At 57.3% G+C, this 16,497-nt stretch carries 12 protein-coding genes; 3 read left to right on the forward strand and 9 right to left on the reverse strand.

What is annotated here, in order from left to right:
* Positions 1-75 precede the first annotated feature (75 nt).
* Together SH661x_RS19535 and SH661x_RS19540 are read right to left on the reverse strand one after the other, a co-directional pair.
* A complete protein-coding gene (locus tag SH661x_RS19535) occupies positions 76-1,629 on the reverse strand; it encodes a UxaA family hydrolase (protein WP_437225076.1) in 1,554 nt (517 codons plus the stop codon).
* Between the two features lie 78 nt (positions 1,630-1,707).
* Positions 1,708-2,523 carry an enoyl-ACP reductase FabI gene (locus tag SH661x_RS19540; protein ID WP_437231223.1) on the reverse strand — a complete coding sequence of 272 codons (816 nt, stop codon included), beginning with the start codon at positions 2,521-2,523 and terminating at the stop codon, positions 1,708-1,710.
* Positions 2,524-2,553: 30 nt separating this feature from the next.
* Here SH661x_RS19540 and SH661x_RS19545 point away from each other — a divergent pair, with 30 nt between their 5' ends.
* Positions 2,554-2,700 (forward strand): hypothetical protein, encoded by a 147-nt coding sequence (locus SH661x_RS19545; protein WP_437225079.1) that lies wholly within the window; start codon positions 2,554-2,556, stop codon positions 2,698-2,700.
* A gap of 21 nt (positions 2,701-2,721) precedes the next feature.
* Here the strand turns inward: SH661x_RS19545 and SH661x_RS19550 are convergent, their stop codons facing one another.
* The 5 genes from SH661x_RS19550 to SH661x_RS19570 form a co-directional block, all read right to left on the reverse strand.
* A complete protein-coding gene (locus SH661x_RS19550) occupies positions 2,722-4,878 on the reverse strand; it encodes a hypothetical protein (protein ID WP_437225082.1) in 2,157 nt (718 codons plus the stop codon).
* Between the two features lie 290 nt (positions 4,879-5,168).
* Positions 5,169-6,389 carry a hypothetical protein gene (locus tag SH661x_RS19555; RefSeq protein WP_437225084.1) on the reverse strand — a complete coding sequence of 407 codons (1,221 nt, stop codon included), beginning with the start codon at positions 6,387-6,389 and terminating at the stop codon, positions 5,169-5,171.
* A 146-nt stretch (positions 6,390-6,535) separates the two neighbouring features.
* The gene (locus SH661x_RS19560) at positions 6,536-8,974 is read right to left on the reverse strand and encodes an ABC transporter permease subunit/CPBP intramembrane protease (protein ID WP_437225087.1); all 2,439 of its coding nucleotides are present in this window, start codon (positions 8,972-8,974) and stop codon (positions 6,536-6,538) included.
* A gap of 26 nt (positions 8,975-9,000) precedes the next feature.
* Positions 9,001-9,756: an ATP-binding cassette domain-containing protein gene (locus SH661x_RS19565; RefSeq protein ID WP_437225090.1), complete on the reverse strand. Its 756-nt coding sequence runs from the start codon at positions 9,754-9,756 to the stop codon at positions 9,001-9,003.
* Positions 9,757-10,130: 374 nt separating this feature from the next.
* Positions 10,131-11,147 carry a 6-bladed beta-propeller gene (locus SH661x_RS19570; protein ID WP_437225092.1) on the reverse strand — a complete coding sequence of 339 codons (1,017 nt, stop codon included), beginning with the start codon at positions 11,145-11,147 and terminating at the stop codon, positions 10,131-10,133.
* Between the two features lie 317 nt (positions 11,148-11,464).
* On the opposite strand from SH661x_RS19570, the gene cysS reads away from it, so the two are divergent.
* Positions 11,465-13,057, forward strand: coding sequence for a cysteine--tRNA ligase (gene cysS / locus SH661x_RS19575; protein WP_437225094.1), 1,593 nt, complete (start codon positions 11,465-11,467; stop codon positions 13,055-13,057).
* Between the two features lie 101 nt (positions 13,058-13,158).
* Here cysS and SH661x_RS19580 read toward each other — a convergent pair whose 3' ends face one another.
* The gene (locus SH661x_RS19580; protein WP_437225097.1) at positions 13,159-14,493 is read right to left on the reverse strand and encodes a reverse transcriptase family protein; all 1,335 of its coding nucleotides are present in this window, start codon (positions 14,491-14,493) and stop codon (positions 13,159-13,161) included.
* Positions 14,494-14,762: 269 nt separating this feature from the next.
* Between SH661x_RS19580 and rdgB the strand changes: the two genes are divergently transcribed.
* Entirely contained in the window at positions 14,763-15,419 is a 657-nt protein-coding gene (rdgB, locus tag SH661x_RS19585) for an RdgB/HAM1 family non-canonical purine NTP pyrophosphatase (RefSeq protein ID WP_437225100.1), read from the forward strand.
* A 131-nt stretch (positions 15,420-15,550) separates the two neighbouring features.
* Here the strand turns inward: rdgB and SH661x_RS19590 are convergent, their stop codons facing one another.
* Positions 15,551-16,339, reverse strand: a complete 789-nt coding sequence (locus SH661x_RS19590; RefSeq protein ID WP_437225101.1) for an SDR family oxidoreductase — start codon at positions 16,337-16,339, stop codon at positions 15,551-15,553.
* Positions 16,340-16,497: the final 158 nt, after the last annotated feature.

Below are 16,497 nucleotides of genomic sequence, written 5' to 3' on the forward strand. Positions count from 1 at the left end.
TATTCCGCAGGCGATAATATGGACTTTCATGTGTAAAAACGCCTGAATCGCCTGCACTCGGTAGAGCAAGCTGCTCTAAAAAATTGGTCCGGGGACCCAGGGGGCGAACTCCTCGTCCCCGATTCCCTGAACTTCACTCTTCGTCTTCTCGCCGCTGGCGACTGAGATGATTTTTTCGAAGATCTCACGACCCACTTCCTCGACCGATTTCTCGCCATCCAGAATCGTTCCGGCATTCATGTCCATGTCGTCCTCCATCCGGGAGTACGTCAGTGAATTCGTGGAGACTTTGATGGTCGGAGTCGGTTTGCTTCCAAAACAACTTCCTCGACCGGTCGTGAAGACCACAACGTTTGCTCCGCCAGCGACAATTCCCGTGACCGAAGTGGGGTCGTTCCCCGGTGTGTCCATGATCACGAAGCCTTTCTCCGTGACAGGCTCGGCATACTCATAAACAGCCCGCAGCGGGGCGGTTCCCCCTTTGGCAATGGCCCCCAGTGACTTTTCGAAGATGGTCGTCAGTCCGCCGGCCTTGTTCCCGACCGAGGGATTGTTATCGATCGTCGCACCGAACTTGCCGGCGTATTCTTCCCACCAGTGAATCCGCTCGATCAGCTTTTCGCCTACCTTCTTCGAGACAGCTCGACGTGTGAGCAGGTGCTCCCCTCCGTAAATCTCGGGGATCTCCGCCAGAATACTGGTCCCTCCCTGAGCCACCAGCAGGTCACTGGCGATGCCCAGTGCGGGATTGGCGCTCACTCCGCTGTAGCCATCGCTGCCGCCGCAATTGGTTCCGAGAATAATTTCCGACACGGGGATCGGCACACGCTGCACGTTGTTCACTTCGGGGAGAAGTTCGTGCAGGGCCTCAATGCCGCGACGGACCGTCTTGGCGACGCCCCCGACTTCCTGAATGTTCATGATCAACGGCTTTTTGGCTGTGGCACCGGAGTTCCCCAACTGCACGAGATGAAACTGCTCATCCAGAAAGGATGCCTGTCCCGTTTCACATCCCAGTCCCAGCAGCAGATACGCTCCGATATTCGCATGTCGCGCGTAACCAGCCAACGTGCGTGCCAGCTGACGATGATCCGAACCGCCGTACTCGAAAGAACAGCCCCCTTTATGAGTCAGCGCGATCACGCCGTCGATGTTCGGGAAGTCTTTCAGGATCGACTGATCGAATGCATTGACGATGTATCTGGAAGATGTCGCGGAGCAGTTCACCGTGCTCACGACCGCAATGTAATTCCGGGTGGCAGCACGGCCATCGGCTCGGCGATACCCCTGAAACGTCCGGACTTCGTTTGCGGGGGGAAGCTCCTTCACCCCCGTGCAGAACTGATAATCACGGGTCAGTTCCACCATGTCGACATTGTGCGAATGGACCCAGTCCCCAGCCTGAATGGGAGCCGTGGCAAAGCCCATCGGCTGGCCGAATTTATAGATCGTTTCTCCCTGCGCGATGGGACGGATCGCCATCTTGTGCCCCATCTCGATCCGTTCTCGGGCAACGACTGCGGGAGCCCCGTCAGACGGTGACCACAGACTCCCCGCTGGCGCCGTCAACCGGGCCAGGACAACGCTGTCGGCATCATGCAGCTTGAGAAAAACCGAGGGAATTGCCATCGCGATCACCGCTTTCGAACTCAGGAACGGTCGGCTTGACGTCGTTTCAATCTCAAAAGGATGAGTGCCCCAGATCAATCAGTTGTCGGGGGGGGTGTCGGACCTGGGCGAAACCAGTTGCTGATCGAAATAATTGACCCCCATCCCGGCATCGATGACCAGTCCCTGTGCGTTCAGTCCCGAGGAACGAGGGCTCAGCAGGAAGACGGCAGCGTTCGCCACTTCCTCTGTCTGCACAGCTGAGTGCCGGAGTGTCGCTTTCTCGGCAAACAGATACGAATCGACGTATCCCGGAATACCCGCGGACGCCGACGTCTTCAACAGTCCCGGGCAGACAGCATTGAACCGGACATTGGAAAAGTTCGAGAAGGACTTCGCCAGAAAGCAGAGTGAGGAATCGAGAGCCGCTTTCACCGGAGCCATGTAGCCGTAGTTCTCGGCAGCCATGCGTGTTGTCGAAATCGAGATCGTCACGACGCTCCCGTGCGGATCGAGCAAGTCGCGAAACGCATTGGAGACAGCCATCAGCGAAAAGCAGGAGATGTTTACCGCCTGCAGAAACGCTTCGCGTGGAGTTTCGTGGAACGGGAGCCAGCCCGCTGAGTAATCTGCAAAGGCAATGGAATGCACGATTCCATGCACCGTGGAACGGTCCTTGGTCACACTTTCCTTGAGAGCATCGATTTCGCTTTGACGTTCAACGTCGCAGACGTAGATCGGCAGGTTGGGGCCGACCAGCTTGCGAAGACTCTCTTTTCGGGCTTCGCTTCGCACGGAATAAAGCACGTCAGCCCCGGCGTCCGTCAGCAGCTTCCCGATCTGAAAAGCCACGCTTTTCCGGTTGGCCGCCCCCATGACGAGAATCGTCTTCTTTTCAAGCTGCAGAAAGTCCATTGTTCCATTCATTTTCTCAGGCGATCTCCCATGCAGCGATCACCTGACGTTTCACGTCTTCACTTGTTCCCTCGCCCCATCGAATCAGACGTGGAACGACTGGAACGGGCCGATCACGTGCAGGCGAGTCGGGATTTTCAACTTCTGAAAGTCCCGCACTTCGCCCGCAGCACGTGATCACACTGTTGCGAATCCGCTCTAGTCTGGAAGCCAGAGTTTCTTTTCGCTGGTCGAAGTCTGGGCCGTATCCGCGGACCATGCTCCGACGCCAATTCCAACTCCTCCTGCCTGTGGAGTGAGGATCGCTTTGTTCCACGGGGCTTCAATCCCCAGGGCCTGCACGAACTCATCCAGACGGGCGCGAACAGCCGGAAGCTTGGCTCCGTAGTGATTCCAGAGTTCGAGGAGCACTTCCTGGAACTTCGGATCATCCGTATCGCGAGCGCGGAGTGAAAGCTCTCGCATCTTCCACATCAGCTGCGTCTCGAACGGGGCGCCATGCGCCTTCGAGAACTGGAATCCGCGTTCCAGCCAGCTCAGTGCTTCTTCATCCAGAAGCGAGCGACTGCAGATGTCTGCCAGAGTCACATGAGCCTGTTCGGCTTCCTGTGTCTGCTGTTCCACGAGCTGCGGACGCTGATTCAGAAACTCCGACAGCAGCCGATATCCGAGTCCGCAGTGCTTCACCACGAGAGCCCGCTGCATCAACCGCTCGAACAACTTGTCGGACAGTTTCGACGTTTCGAGCCGCTCGAGTTGAGCGACCGCCAGCGTATTCAGGTCTGTCTCTTCCGCAGGAACGATGGGCGATGCTTCCGGGAGATTCAGCTGAGTTCGCAGCGGCTCCTTGTTGAGGATCACGCTTCGACGATCCATAAAGGAGTCGAACACCCGCAATGCGGCAGCGAGTGCAACTTTTAGGCTTTCATCGCCGGCGGCCTGTGAAGGAGACTTCCCGCCCAGGGCCACGGACGGGGTTGCGAGCCAGGTCTCTTCGCTGCACTTCTCGACGAATTCACGCCGCAGACTGTTCCGCAGCTGATTCGAAGTCTTGGGCGGGAAGAACGCCGACTCCGAGAGGGCGAGCTCGTCCGAAGAATACCAGCCGAGGACATCGCTCCCCTCATCATTCCCTTCCTGCTTTTCAGCAGGCTGCGGTTTGGCGAGTTCTCCTGCAGCCGCTTCGAAGATCCGGACGGACTCGTTGAGACGATCTCCTTCCAGACCGTTGACATGAGCCACAGCGGGGGAACCGTCTTCCTGTCGGTCGAACAGAGTCACCTGACCGATGGTGCGTGGGACAGTCGCAACAGTCAGAGTCGACAATTCGCTTTCTGGAGGAAGCGGTCGATCCAGAACATCGTAGCCGGCAGCCACACCCGAACGGATGGCTTCTCCCAGCAGCGGGATGCGGCTGAGCCGGTCTTCGTTGTCCAGCCGTGTCAGCAACCGCGAGAGAGAATCAATTTCGTAAGTGCGGACCCGGGCAGCGATCAGATTCTCAGGCTGACGCCGGTCCAGCAGCTGGGCGATCGTTTCGACATCCACAGCCTGATCGAATTGTGTGTACAGCTTGGCGGCACGGTGCAGGGCGGCTGCCGCACGGGCTTCATCCCCGTCCCAGGCCCGCATGAGTCCGATCGTGTGCCACAGCTTCGGAGATTCCGAGTCCTGCTGGGCGATCTGGTCGAGGATGTCGGCCGCTTCGGAGAAGCAGGCATGCACGTAAAGTCGTTGAGCCTTCTTGAACTGCGCGAGCTGATCTTCAGGCGGCTGATACTGCGGGAGCGGCTGAGCACCCCGCAGCGGATACGGAATGTTGGTGTCCGCATCCATTTCGAGCATGGCCATCAACGTGCGCTGACGCTCTTCTTCGCGCTCCAGACGCAGGACGACCGCCATGTGCTGGCGGGCCGCCATATCCCGGCCGGCTGCCATGAAGCTATCGACCAGCTTCCCGGCGAGAATTGCGACGATACGAGGCTCGGCCGCCATGCTCTTCAGGAAGGCGCGATGAATCACCTTCTTGCACTGGGCGACCGGCTCGAGTTCCGTCATCGACAGGGCCAGCAGGCCGTTGGACAGGGGATGATCCGGGTTCTTGCGCAGGAATGCGACCAGCCCGTCTCGAGCCTCTTCATACCGCTCGTCGCCAATCAGCGCCATCGCGCGCTGGTTGTTCAGCCAGGCGTTGTCCTGGTGGTCTTTGAGTAGTTTGTCGACCAGCTGCAACGCCATGCGGGGCTGGTTGTTTTGCTGCAGACGTTCAATTTTGCCCATTTCCGGCAAAATGGCCTGACAACAGAATTTGACTTTTTTGCCGCTGCCACACGGACAAAGTGCATACGAATCCATCAGTCTTGATCTCCTTGTGCCGAAAACACCCCATGCCTCTCAGGTCATGGCGGTTGTCCAGCTGCAATTCGGGATGAGGCGAAAGTGATTCCATTGAATACGCACCCGGAGACCGTCGGACTGGACATTCAGCCGCGGCACCCGGAGCCAGCGCACCATAAGTGGTTGATTTCCATTCAGTTTAGATGAAATGGCAGGGATTTCACAGCCTGCCTGCGGTTCACCCGACCGACGTAGAAAACGTCAGGAAATCGCCATTCCGCCCCACTTCTCCGGGGGGAAATGGGCGATCACGTCGCCCAGCCTTCGCTCGCATCTTCCGGTGGCGGAGTGAATTGCAGCGAATGGGCGGCACGCCACGTCTGCCATCGCTGCATCGCTCGTCGGCGAGTCTCATCCGTGGTGAGGATCGGAGCATTCGGGTTGAATCGCTGGTCCACATCGATTCGGATCGAAGTAAATCCGTAGTCGTCCGGGTCCTGACCAGTCAGCTGCAGCAGTCCCAGAAGTGCCAGATCGCTGATCTGATGCTCCGGGACCTGGGTGCCTGCCCCCTTCGGCGCGGTCGTCTCCGGAATCGGCTCGCGTTTCAGAACTGGAAGATCCGATTTCGCCGAATTCAACAATGGCTCGAGATCGTTGACCGCGTTCAGCGGACGATAGGTCGTGATGAACCGAATCGCATTCTGCAGCTGCGTCCGGGACGCCCCGACCGCATTCCGGTTTGCGATGATCTCCCGGGCCGCTTCCACTCCGGCAGGCAGCTGATACTTCGTCGCCAGATCCAGCCGGCTCGATGGCGAAGTGTGTCCGGAACGTCGCACCCATTCGCTGAGCAATGCCCGGCAGACTTTCTTTTCTCCTTCCGAGCAGCTCTGAACGTAATTGTAAAACGCAGAGTCGATCAGCATGGTCGAGATCGTCTGCGAAGAGAACACGTTCAGTTTGTTCTCAGGGTGATCCGCCAGGAATAACAGCGTCAGGACGCTGACCGGAGCGAGCTCTCGACTCGGACGCCGATCGACAAACGTCCGCAGATCCGCACAGCGGCGTTCGAATTCCTGTGTCCACCGTCCCGGATGCAGGGCGACCGCGAGCATCAGCCCCCCTTCCTCTTCAATCATCCTGACATAGAGTTCGCGGGATTCCTGTCCGTCTCCGCAGATCGACTGATAGACTTCCCAGGCAGGAGCCAGTTCCAGCGGAGCGGTCCAGGGATTGTTCAACACCCGGTCCCGCTGTTCATGAAATGCTGTCTTTCTCAACATTTCAAGCAGCCGCAAAGAGCGCTGTCGAATCTCAGGATCGCTGGAATGAACGCCCGCTTCAATCAGATTCAGGCTGGCCGAGCCCTGTTGAAGTAGAATCTTCTCCGCTTCGACCCGCCTGTGAAACTGGGCATCTCCCAGTTGCTGAATCAGCGGAGGAACCGGTTCGTTGGCACTCAGCTGAGAGCTGCATAAAACGGGCAGCGCCAGCCAGAATGAACGAAATCGCTGCCGATCCAACATGGAAATGAAGTCTGTTCGCCCGTCGTGACTGATTGAGAACTTTCTTCAGGAACTTCGACCTTCAGGCCAGCACGAACAGATACAACGACCGCAGCACCCGCTCCGTGGCTTCTCCATGATCGACATCCCCGGCGAGGATGGCAAGATCAACCCGGAGAATTGACCGGTTCTTCCTGCGTCCGGACGTACAGCGAGGGATCACTCCTGGGTGTCTCGTCCAAAGAACAGGAGTCGTCGTCATCCTCAATCACTGGCCGATCCTTGCGAATCAGCCAGATGATCAGCAGAGCCGAAATAATGCCGCAGACAATCAGGGTCGGCCATTGAAACTGCAGCTGTGCCCCTTCGTCAGACTCTTTCAGAGAAACGATCCACTGCGCCACCGGTCCTTGAAGATGGGCAGAGGTCAGGCGGGTCGCCAGTACCTGCGTCCCGTTGAAGATGAAGTGAAACACAAGACCCGGCAACTGACTCCCGCTGCGAACCGCCAGCAGCCCCAGCACGATTCCCAGAAGCGCCGCATTGAACTGCTGCTTGGGGATCATATGAATCACACCGAAGAGCAGTGCGGAAATCACGATCGGCAGCCAGCGACGTCCAGATCGCTGCAACCCGCTGAGGATGAATCCCCGGAAGGCCAGTTCTTCGCAGACGGCGGGACCCACCGCAAATGCCAGAAGCGTGAGCCACAGCGGAACAGAATCGGTCCCCATCGCCTCCAAAAGTTGTTTCGCCCCCGGTGGAAGCGGCGGAAAGAACGGGTCCAGCCAGGTCATCAACTGCAGGGCCAACGGCTGCAGTGAAAAAGCAAGAACAATGCCTGCTGCCAGCATCTGCCAGCTCGGCAAGGTGAGTTTCAACGTCTTGCGGATGTCCGTCGTCAGCAGCACTGCCATGAACAACGGCGGTGCCCCGACGGTCGCAATCAGATAGATCAATTGAACTGTCACCAGCTTGCTGGGCGTGTCCAGAAACTCCGGAGATCCCTGCATCGACGTCAGGAACAGGAACTGCAGAAGTGCGATGATGACGAAGCAGACAGCCCCTTCCGCGAAACTGGGTGTCGATTCCTTTTCACGCAGAAGATGCTTCAGCCACAATCCCAGTTCGAATCGCTCCGACTCCCGGAACAGGACGTCTTCGCGATTGAACTGTTCGGTCGCCCACCACAATGCCAGAGCACTGTAGCCACAGCTCGTCACCAGGACGGGCAGGGCATAGAGCAGCACCTGCGTCTCCAGATTCCCCAGCAGCAGGGCTTTGAGCAGGAGCGCCGGACCAGTGACCGGCAGAACGCTGTAGTATGCATTCAATTCGACGGCTGGATTGAGACAGAACATCGTCAGTCCCATCGTCACCAGCAGGAGCGGCGTGAGATAATATTGACCTTCTTTACTGCTGCGGGCGAACATCGCCAGAGACAGGCTCAAGGCACTGAACAACGCTGCCAGCGGGATCGCCAGGAGGACGACCCACATCAACGATTCCCAGGGCGGGAACGAAAGGTCCCCGAGGGCATTCGACTTCGCGGTACCGATAGCCGTGAGCATGTGCTTTCCGGTGAACCCCATGCTGCAGAGATTCAACAGGGCGGTTGACAGGCTGAAGACCATGACCGTCAGAAACTTTCCGAAGACAATTTCTGTGCGGGATGCCGGGGAGATCAACAGGGTTTCCATCGTCCCCCGTTCCTTCTCTCCCGCCCCCAGGTCGATGGCCGGATAAAACGCCCCCGTCACCGACATGATCACCAGCAACGCCGGGAAGATCTTGCTCCAGACGTTGGCAGCCAGCTGGGACTCTTCCGCGAGATCCACTTTCGTCATGGGGACCGGATGGGGAAGCGAGAGCGGCAGCCCCGCCGACTGCAGTCGATGCTCGAGGAGCACCTGTTCCCAATTCTGGATGGCATGTCGCAGACGCTGGTACGCGATCTCCGACTTTTCGTTGGCGCTGTTATGAACCATCACCGGACGAGGAAGGGAAGCCTCTCCGAGTTCGCCTCGCTCCCCCTTCTGCAATTCTTCCGAGATGTGGTCATACTTCTGCAGGAAGCCGGGAGGAAAGACAATCAGAACCTGTGCTGGAGCGCTGGCGAACCAGGTTTCGATTTCCTGTCGCAGAATTTTTTCTTCCGCGACGAGTGTCGGCGCGATCGGGGAGGTCGGACTGATCGACTCGATCTCCTGCTGCACTTCTCCCAGCCGGGCAATCCGCGAACGACGTTGTTCGACCTGTTCGAGCAGATCCTGCAGTTCCTTCCGGATCTCCGGATCTTTTTCGTCGTCCAGAGAGCCGGGACGGTCCGTGATGAGTTTCAGCTTGTCCGTCGTGGAGGGGGTATCAAAGTAGGCAGGATCAAATCGATTGCCGTCCAGCAGCGAGGGGCTCGGAAGCTGATCAGCCCCGATAATCACCACACGGCGGACCTGTTCCGCGAAGGTCACCGTCATCTGCACCATGCCGACCCCCAGGAGGGGATACAACAGCAACGGGAGGACTGCGACCATGAACAGCGTACGGCGGTCGCGGAGTTGATCCCGGACTTCCCGCTGAAATATCAGTTTGACGTTCTTCCAGCTCATGATCGAGGGGGAGTTGACCTTGCTGCCTACGCGGTTTCGAGTGAGTGATCCAGGTCTCGAATCAATTTGAAGAAGACCTCTTCGATGTCTGGCTGCTGATGCTGTTCCACGAGATCCTCCACGGTTCCCATGGCCAGAATCCGTCCGCGATGGATGATGGCCACCCGGTCACAGAGTTTTTCGACTTCGCGCATGATGTGCGTCGAAAGGATGATGCATTTCCCTTTGGATTTCAGGTCGGCAATGGTCTCCAGCACGGCGCGGGCCACCAGCACGTCCAGACCGGCCGTCGGCTCATCGAAGATCAGGACCGGGGGATCATGCACAATTGTACGCGCGATGGAGACTTTCTGCTTCATGCCGGTGGACATCTTACTCCCCAGCACGTCGCGGATTTCATTCATCTGCAGCGTCTGAAAAATGTCATGCAGACGCGCCTGCAGCTGTTCTTCCGGAATCCCGTACAGACGCCCGTAGTATTCCACCATCTCCCAGGCGGTCATCCGGTCGTAGATCCCGGTATTGTTGGACATGAACCCGATGTTCGATCGGACTTTCTCCGGATGTCGAACGACGTCATGGCCAGCGATGATCGCCCGGCCGGAGGTGGGTTTCAGAACGGTGCTGAAGATTCGCAGACAGGTGGTCTTGCCGGCGCCATTGGGCCCCAGCAGTCCGAAGATTTCTCCGGGATGAACGTCGAACGAGACGTGATCGAGCGCGTACATCGGTCCCATTTTGAGGTCCGTGAACTGCTTCGTCAGAGATTCCACATGAATCATAAGTTTAGTCTGGTTCGATTCCGCGAACCGCTCCCCCGCCATGGTGAGTGCATCATACAGCCCGGAAGGTCAAACGAGGCTCGTCACGTCCGACAATTCCGGGAGTTCCCTAACTCTTACCGCGCGGACCGTCATGACGGGGACGGAATTAACCTTCTGGGGACATTTCCCTGACGCAAAATGCAACACCCTTCCAGAACCCGCACATTTGGACCAGCTTCCCAGTCGGAATCGGCTCGTCAGAAATCGAACAACCGTTGCAATCGAATTCATCGATTCCAAACGCAATTTTGCGCCGAGCGGACGACGTCAGTCTCCCGATCGTTACGGTCACTTTTGCGATCATCGGGAGACTCACGTCTCCCGCTCGCCGATCACTCATCGCTGATCTTCACCCGCACCAGCTTCATGATGCGCCCGGAGACGTTCCAGTCCTGCACGTACAGGTTTCCATCCTTGTCCCAGTACGAACCGTGGGTCCCGCTGAAGATCCCTTCTTTCCATTGGTCCTGCGGAACATTGAAATTTCGACCCAGTGCAGGGTCCGGGTTATTCCCGAGTACAGCGATGATCGTGTTGTCTTTGTTCAGAATGACAAGGCGGCCATGCAGGTCCGGTACAGATACAAAATCGCCCTGAATCGCAGCTGAGGTGGGCATCCCCAGTCCTGTGACCACTTCTTCAATGAAGTTTCCATCGAGGTCGTAGTGCACCAGCCGCCCTTTGGGCTCATGGTTGCGGTCGCAGATGAGCAGTCGAGGAGGATCGTAACGGGTGTCCAGCACCATGCCGTGTGCGGTATTGAACTGCTTGAGATCGTTCCCTTTCACACCGAAGTGCTTCAGGTATTTGCCATCCTTGTCATACTTGAAGATGTGATTGCTGGCATAGCCGTCGGAGAGGAAGATGTCTCCATTGGGGGCCACCGTAATGGCAGTCGGATGAAACTTGTCCAGCTTCAGCCCGGACTCTTCGGGGAACCGCAGCTTCAATACGATTTCACCCGTCATCGAGTCGAACTTGATCCCCTCGGCATTGTTGTTCCGGGCTCCATACAGGTACTCGACCCCTTCTTCCTCCCGGATCTTCAGATCGTGAATATTCGCATACTCTTCGCCCAGAAACTTGCGAATGACTTCCCCGGCGGGGGAGAAGACGAAGACACCGATCTGCGCACTGGTGTAGATGTTGCCCAGACTGTCGACCACCACTCCGCCATGCGTCGGTCCAAGAACTGACTTTCCTTCCGGACTCAGCCCCCATCCGGGAACGGTGTCGAAGGTCATGCTTCCGCTTCCCATCCGCACCGGTTCCACCGGATCGCCTCCGTGGGCGGGGAGAGTCAGGGCCAGCATGAGGACCGGGACCAGAAACTTCGAACTTGGGAGCATCAGCGCGATTCCTGATTTCGAGTTCAACAAAGGGTCAAGCAGCTGAGTATCTATTTTCGAACCCATTTATACAAACGTACGCTCACAACCTGGAAAAGCCGAAACCCGGTGAGTTTATGAACCACCGACAGACCGAGGTTTTCGTCGGACGGGACTTCTCTTGGCTCATTTGCCCGAAAATCGCTAATCTTCCCGAAGTTGCCAGTTGTTCAGCAGATTTCACGACTTGTCACGAAGAAAAGTGACCCGGTAGTGGAATCGGCCTCCCCACAACGGCAGCGTACGGAATCCAAATCACACGGAAGGTCAGGGAACAGATGTCGCTTCGCGTCTACAACACACTTACCCGCGAAAAGCAGGAGTTTCAGACGATTCAGCCGGGCCAGGTTACGATGTACCTGTGCGGTCCCACGGTCTATAAGCCTGCCCACATCGGCCACATGGTCGGCCCCGTCATCTTCGACACCATCAAGCGCTACCTGACCTACTCCGGCTACAAAGTCACCTTCGTCGTGAACATCACCGACGTCGACGACAAGCTCATCAACAAGGCCCGCGAAAAAGGGATGGAAGTCAAAGCCCTCGCGGAGCAGATGACCGAAGATTACTTCGACAACCTCAAGCTCATGGGAGTCGATACCATCGATCACTTCCCGTATGCCACCGACTACATCGGCGCGATGCAGGAGATGATTCAGGGGCTCATCGACAAAGGGTCTGCATACGAGCTGAATGGCGACGTCTACTTTGCAGTCACGCAGGATGCCGACTACGGCAAGCTGAGCGGCCGCAGCATCGAGCAGATGCTCGCAGGAACGCGTGTCGAAGCCAACGACCGCAAACAGAACCCCGCCGACTTCGCGCTGTGGAAATCCTCCAAAGCCGATGAACCGGCCTGGGACAGCCCCTGGGGACCCGGTCGTCCCGGCTGGCACATCGAATGTTCCGCCATGAGCAGCAAGCTCCTGGGCGACTCCATCGACATTCACGGCGGCGGACTCGACCTGATGTTCCCGCATCACGAAAACGAACTCGCCCAGTCCGAATCCGCTTCGGGCAAGACCTTCGTCAAGTACTGGCTGCATAACGGACTCATGCAGTCCGGGAAGAACACCGGCAAAGTGGGCGGGGCCCACAGCAAGCACGGCGACATTCCGGATTCGGCGAGCGGGGGATGTCAGTCCCCCGATCACTCGCACAACCACGACGCCCAGATCGCCGGAAAACTCGCGGGTTCCGCGGGTGCAGAATCGGTCAAGACAGCCGTCTTCGCGCACCACGCCCCGGAAGTCGTTCGATTCTTCCTGCTCTCAACTCATTACCGCAGCCCGATCGACTTCTCGCTGGAGAACATCGCCAACACCGGAAAGTCGATGGACGGGTTCTATCGTCTGTTCGAAACCGCTGGTCGAATTCTGGGAGTCAGCTTCTACGACCTGAAGGTTCCGGCCACCCGCAACGAAACCACCAACCTCGAAGGTCTCCCCGCTGACATCCGCAGCACGGTCTCCGAACTCCGCGACCGCTTCTGGGAAGCGATGGACGACGACTTCAACACCGGCGGCGCGATCGGCATGCTGTTCGAACTCCGCCGGGCCACCAACGGCTTCATCAGCCAGAACAAACTGGAAGAGGCTGCGACAGCAGAACAGAAGGCCCAGCTGACAACACTGCTCTCGCTGGTGAAAGAGCTGTCCAACGTCCTGGGCGTCTTCCGCCAACCGCAGCAGAAGAACGCCGCGGCCGATGACAGCTTCGTGAACGGCCTGATGGATCTGATCCTGGCAATCCGCAAAGAAGCCCGCGCCACCAAGAACTGGGCCGTCGCCGACCAGATCCGCAACAAGCTCACGGAACTGAAAGTGACCGTCGAAGACGGCAAAGAAGGAGTCCGCTGGACCAGAGGGTAGCTGAGTGTTGAGAGACGAGGGGTGAGTGTCCTGTTGCTGACAGCATTTGAGACTGGCACAGGTCCGCACAGCGGACCCTACTTGCTACCGTCTATCGCTCCTCAACTCCAGTCAATTTGCTCCAGCATCGCTTGCAGCCTCTCCGCTTTCTGCTGATTCAGCTGCCTGACATAGCCGATTCTGCCCGCCAGATGCGAGCGGAAATCGACGTGGCCTTCGTGATTTTGCGACTGTGGTCCTGCTTTGATGCAATTGTGAAGAATGGCATGCAGCGTCTTATACTGTCTTCGTTCCACATTTAACTTCTCATTGAACACGATTCCAAGAGAATGTTGTCTGCGGCTCCGTCGCATGATTCGCGATTTACTTGGGCGAATGAAAAAACCTTCATTCAAAATGATTGCCATCGCATGAATACGAAAGGCTTGCAGGTGCTTCCGAAAATATTCGCCACCAGAAAATAAGAGATCGTCTGCATATCGCGAATATTGGCCCTCGAATTTCTTCGCAAGCCCATTCAAACGGCAATCCAGCCCATACGCGACCAGATTCGCCAACGCCGGCGATGTCGGAGCCCCTTGTGGGAGATGCCACGCCCTGCCCAGACGCTGCAGCTCCAGTTGCCGGTCGCGGCTGAGCGTCCTTTGAATCGTATCAATCACAGGCGTCGGAATGGCGTTGGTGGTCAGCATGGCGAGGACGTCTGCCAATGACTCCGGATAACCCAGGAGCCGAAAGACTCCCGTCACTCGGAACCGGGGAATCGACATGAAGAAACTGGCGAGATCCAATGTCCAGGCAACGCACTGACCGGCGTGCGGTGCAACGCCACTCAGCGTCGATCGTCCCTTCCGAAATCCATGCGAGCAAGGGTGAATCGGGACCCGGTTGAGGATGCCGTCAAGCAGCTTGCGCTGAAGATTCCGCAGTGCAGGGCAAGGAACTTCGAGAATTCGGCGCCGGCCGGATCGCTGGACTTCAGAGCGGATTGAATATCGCTGCCATTTGGAGTGAGCCGACCGGGCCTGAAACCGACCGCAGAGCCAGTCGAGTTGAGCTGGCGAAACCTGCAACCAGGCCGCTAATTGGCCAGCGCTGTGTAAGGCGGGAAGCCCCCAGCCCCGGAACTCTTCGCTCCAGACTTCGAATTTCGGCCCGGAACAACGAGAGACATCAATTTTGTAATATTCGCACACCGCAGAACGCGGCAGAGATCTTAAAAAGTGACACAGCACTTGCTTCCTCGGAGGAAGCATGCAACTTCCGAATTCCGCACTCACGGACGCGACTACGAGCTGTATCCAATCCCTGGGACTGGGTGACTGTGGCGCATCTCCAGATCTCAAAAGCGAAGCGTGAAGGCGAGTTGCCATTTCCAAGGGCTCAAGAGAACCGTTGAGAATGACGTCGGCCAGCGACTGATAGAATTCCTGCATAGATCTGGAAGATACGCTGCGTTTTCACCAAACCAGTCCGGCCGGAGTCATCCTCCGCGTAAGCGGAGTGCCACTCCGGCATCTATTCTGCAAGTGAAATACTGTCCTCGGAGTGTCCCCGAGATGATGATTCTACCGAAGTAAAATCATCCGCTGAAAACGCAGCGCGATTCAACAATAAGTGGGCGAATGCCAAACTGCAATTCTCATGGCACCATCGGTAATATACAAGCCGCCGGGACGTCCACGACTTTTAGAAAAAGACACTGATGATGTCACACCGCCACACCTCTATGAACTCACCCTATCCCACCGTTGTTCTTGCCAGCCGCAATTTGAAGAAGAGTGCGGAGATTCGGGCGTTGCTGGAGCCGTTTGGGATTCCGCTGTTGTCGGTTGCGGATTTCGCACACGCTGAAGAAGTCGTGGAGGACGGAAAATCGTTTCAGGAGAACGCCGAAAAGAAGGCGGCCCAGACGGCATTGGCGCTGCATCACTGGGCCATCGGCGAAGACAGCGGGCTGCAGGTGGATGCACTCAAAGGGGCACCCGGGATCTACTCCGCCCGTTTCAGCGGTGAGCACGCCACGGACGATGCCAACAACGCCAAGTTGATCGAAGAACTCAAAAATGTTCCGGATGAGAAACGGGGAGCCGGTTACGTCTGCCACGTGGCTGTCGCTGATCCCAATGGCGCTATTCGTCTGAATGTGGAAGCGACCTGTCGCGGCCGGATCGGTCACGAACCTCGCGGCAAAAACGGTTTCGGCTACGACCCCTACTTCCAGATTCGCGAATACCATCAGACATTCGGTGAACTCAGCCCGCTGGTGAAGCAACATCTCAGCCACCGCGCCCGCGCCTTCGAACGTCTCATCCCGCAGCTACTCCAGGTCCTCTCCGCGAACGAAGACGAATCGGCGTGAAGAGCTGGGAGCGAACAGCGGTCAACTTCCTCTCAACGCGAATTGCGTCACTTCCCTTCAACCTTCAACCTTCAACCTTCAACCTTCAACCTTCAACCTTCAACCTTCAACCTTCAACCTTCAACCCTTTTTCAAATCGTCATCGCCGAAAAGCCGCCGTCAACCACGATGTTGGCTCCTGTCAGGAAGCTGCCCGCGGTGTTAGCTGCCATGAGCAGGACCGCACCAGCGAGTTCTTCAGGGGTGCCGAAGCGGTTCATCGGCGTGTGCCCCATGATCTTGTTGACCCGGTCTTCTGTCAGAATCTTGCGATTCTGCTCAGCGGGGAAGAACCCGGGCGAAAGTGCGTTCACGCGAATGTTCTTCGTGGCCCATTCCCGGGCCAGATTCTGAGTCAGATTCAGGACGGCTGCCTTACTCGCGGAGTATGCAAAGACTCGAGAGAGCGGGGTGATCGCTGACAGAGAAGCAATGTTGATGATCGAACCGGCGGTGTTGGTGCTGAGCATGTAACTGCCGAGCACCTGACAGGCGATCCGCACAGCACTGAGATTGACGCGAAGGATGCGGTCCCAGTCTTCGTCGGTGATTTCAAGGAACGGAACCGCAGCGTTGACCCCCGCGCCGTTCACGAGAATGTCGCAGTTGCGTCCGTGCGACTTCAGATGTTCGACGATCGCTTCCAGATCAGACCGAGAGCTGGCGTCTGCATGGAAGAATGTCGCCTGTCCCGGCCAGCGATCGACGACTACCTGTCCGGCATCACGGTTCATCCCGACGACGTAAATATGTGCACCGGCGCTGGCAAGCGTGTCACAGATCGTTCCTCCAAGGACTCCGGTGCCGCCGATGACAACCGCAGTCTTGTCCTGCAGCCCGAACAGTTTCTCGAGATATCTGGAAGGAGATTGATGCATCATGGTATCAAGCGGCGCGAAATGAAGATGAATCGGAATGCAATGATGTTAAAGGGAGTCAGTAAAAAGAGAAAGGGGACGAGTCTCGAAAGAGATTCTCACGCCCCCCGCTGGTATCTATCCCCGAGCGGACCAGCAGTAACCTGTATCCTGTAGATGCT

Origin of the sequence: Planctomicrobium stercoris (genome assembly GCF_051465655.1) — a bacterium.
In the GTDB taxonomy this organism is placed as follows: domain Bacteria; phylum Planctomycetota; class Planctomycetia; order Planctomycetales; family Planctomycetaceae; genus Planctomicrobium.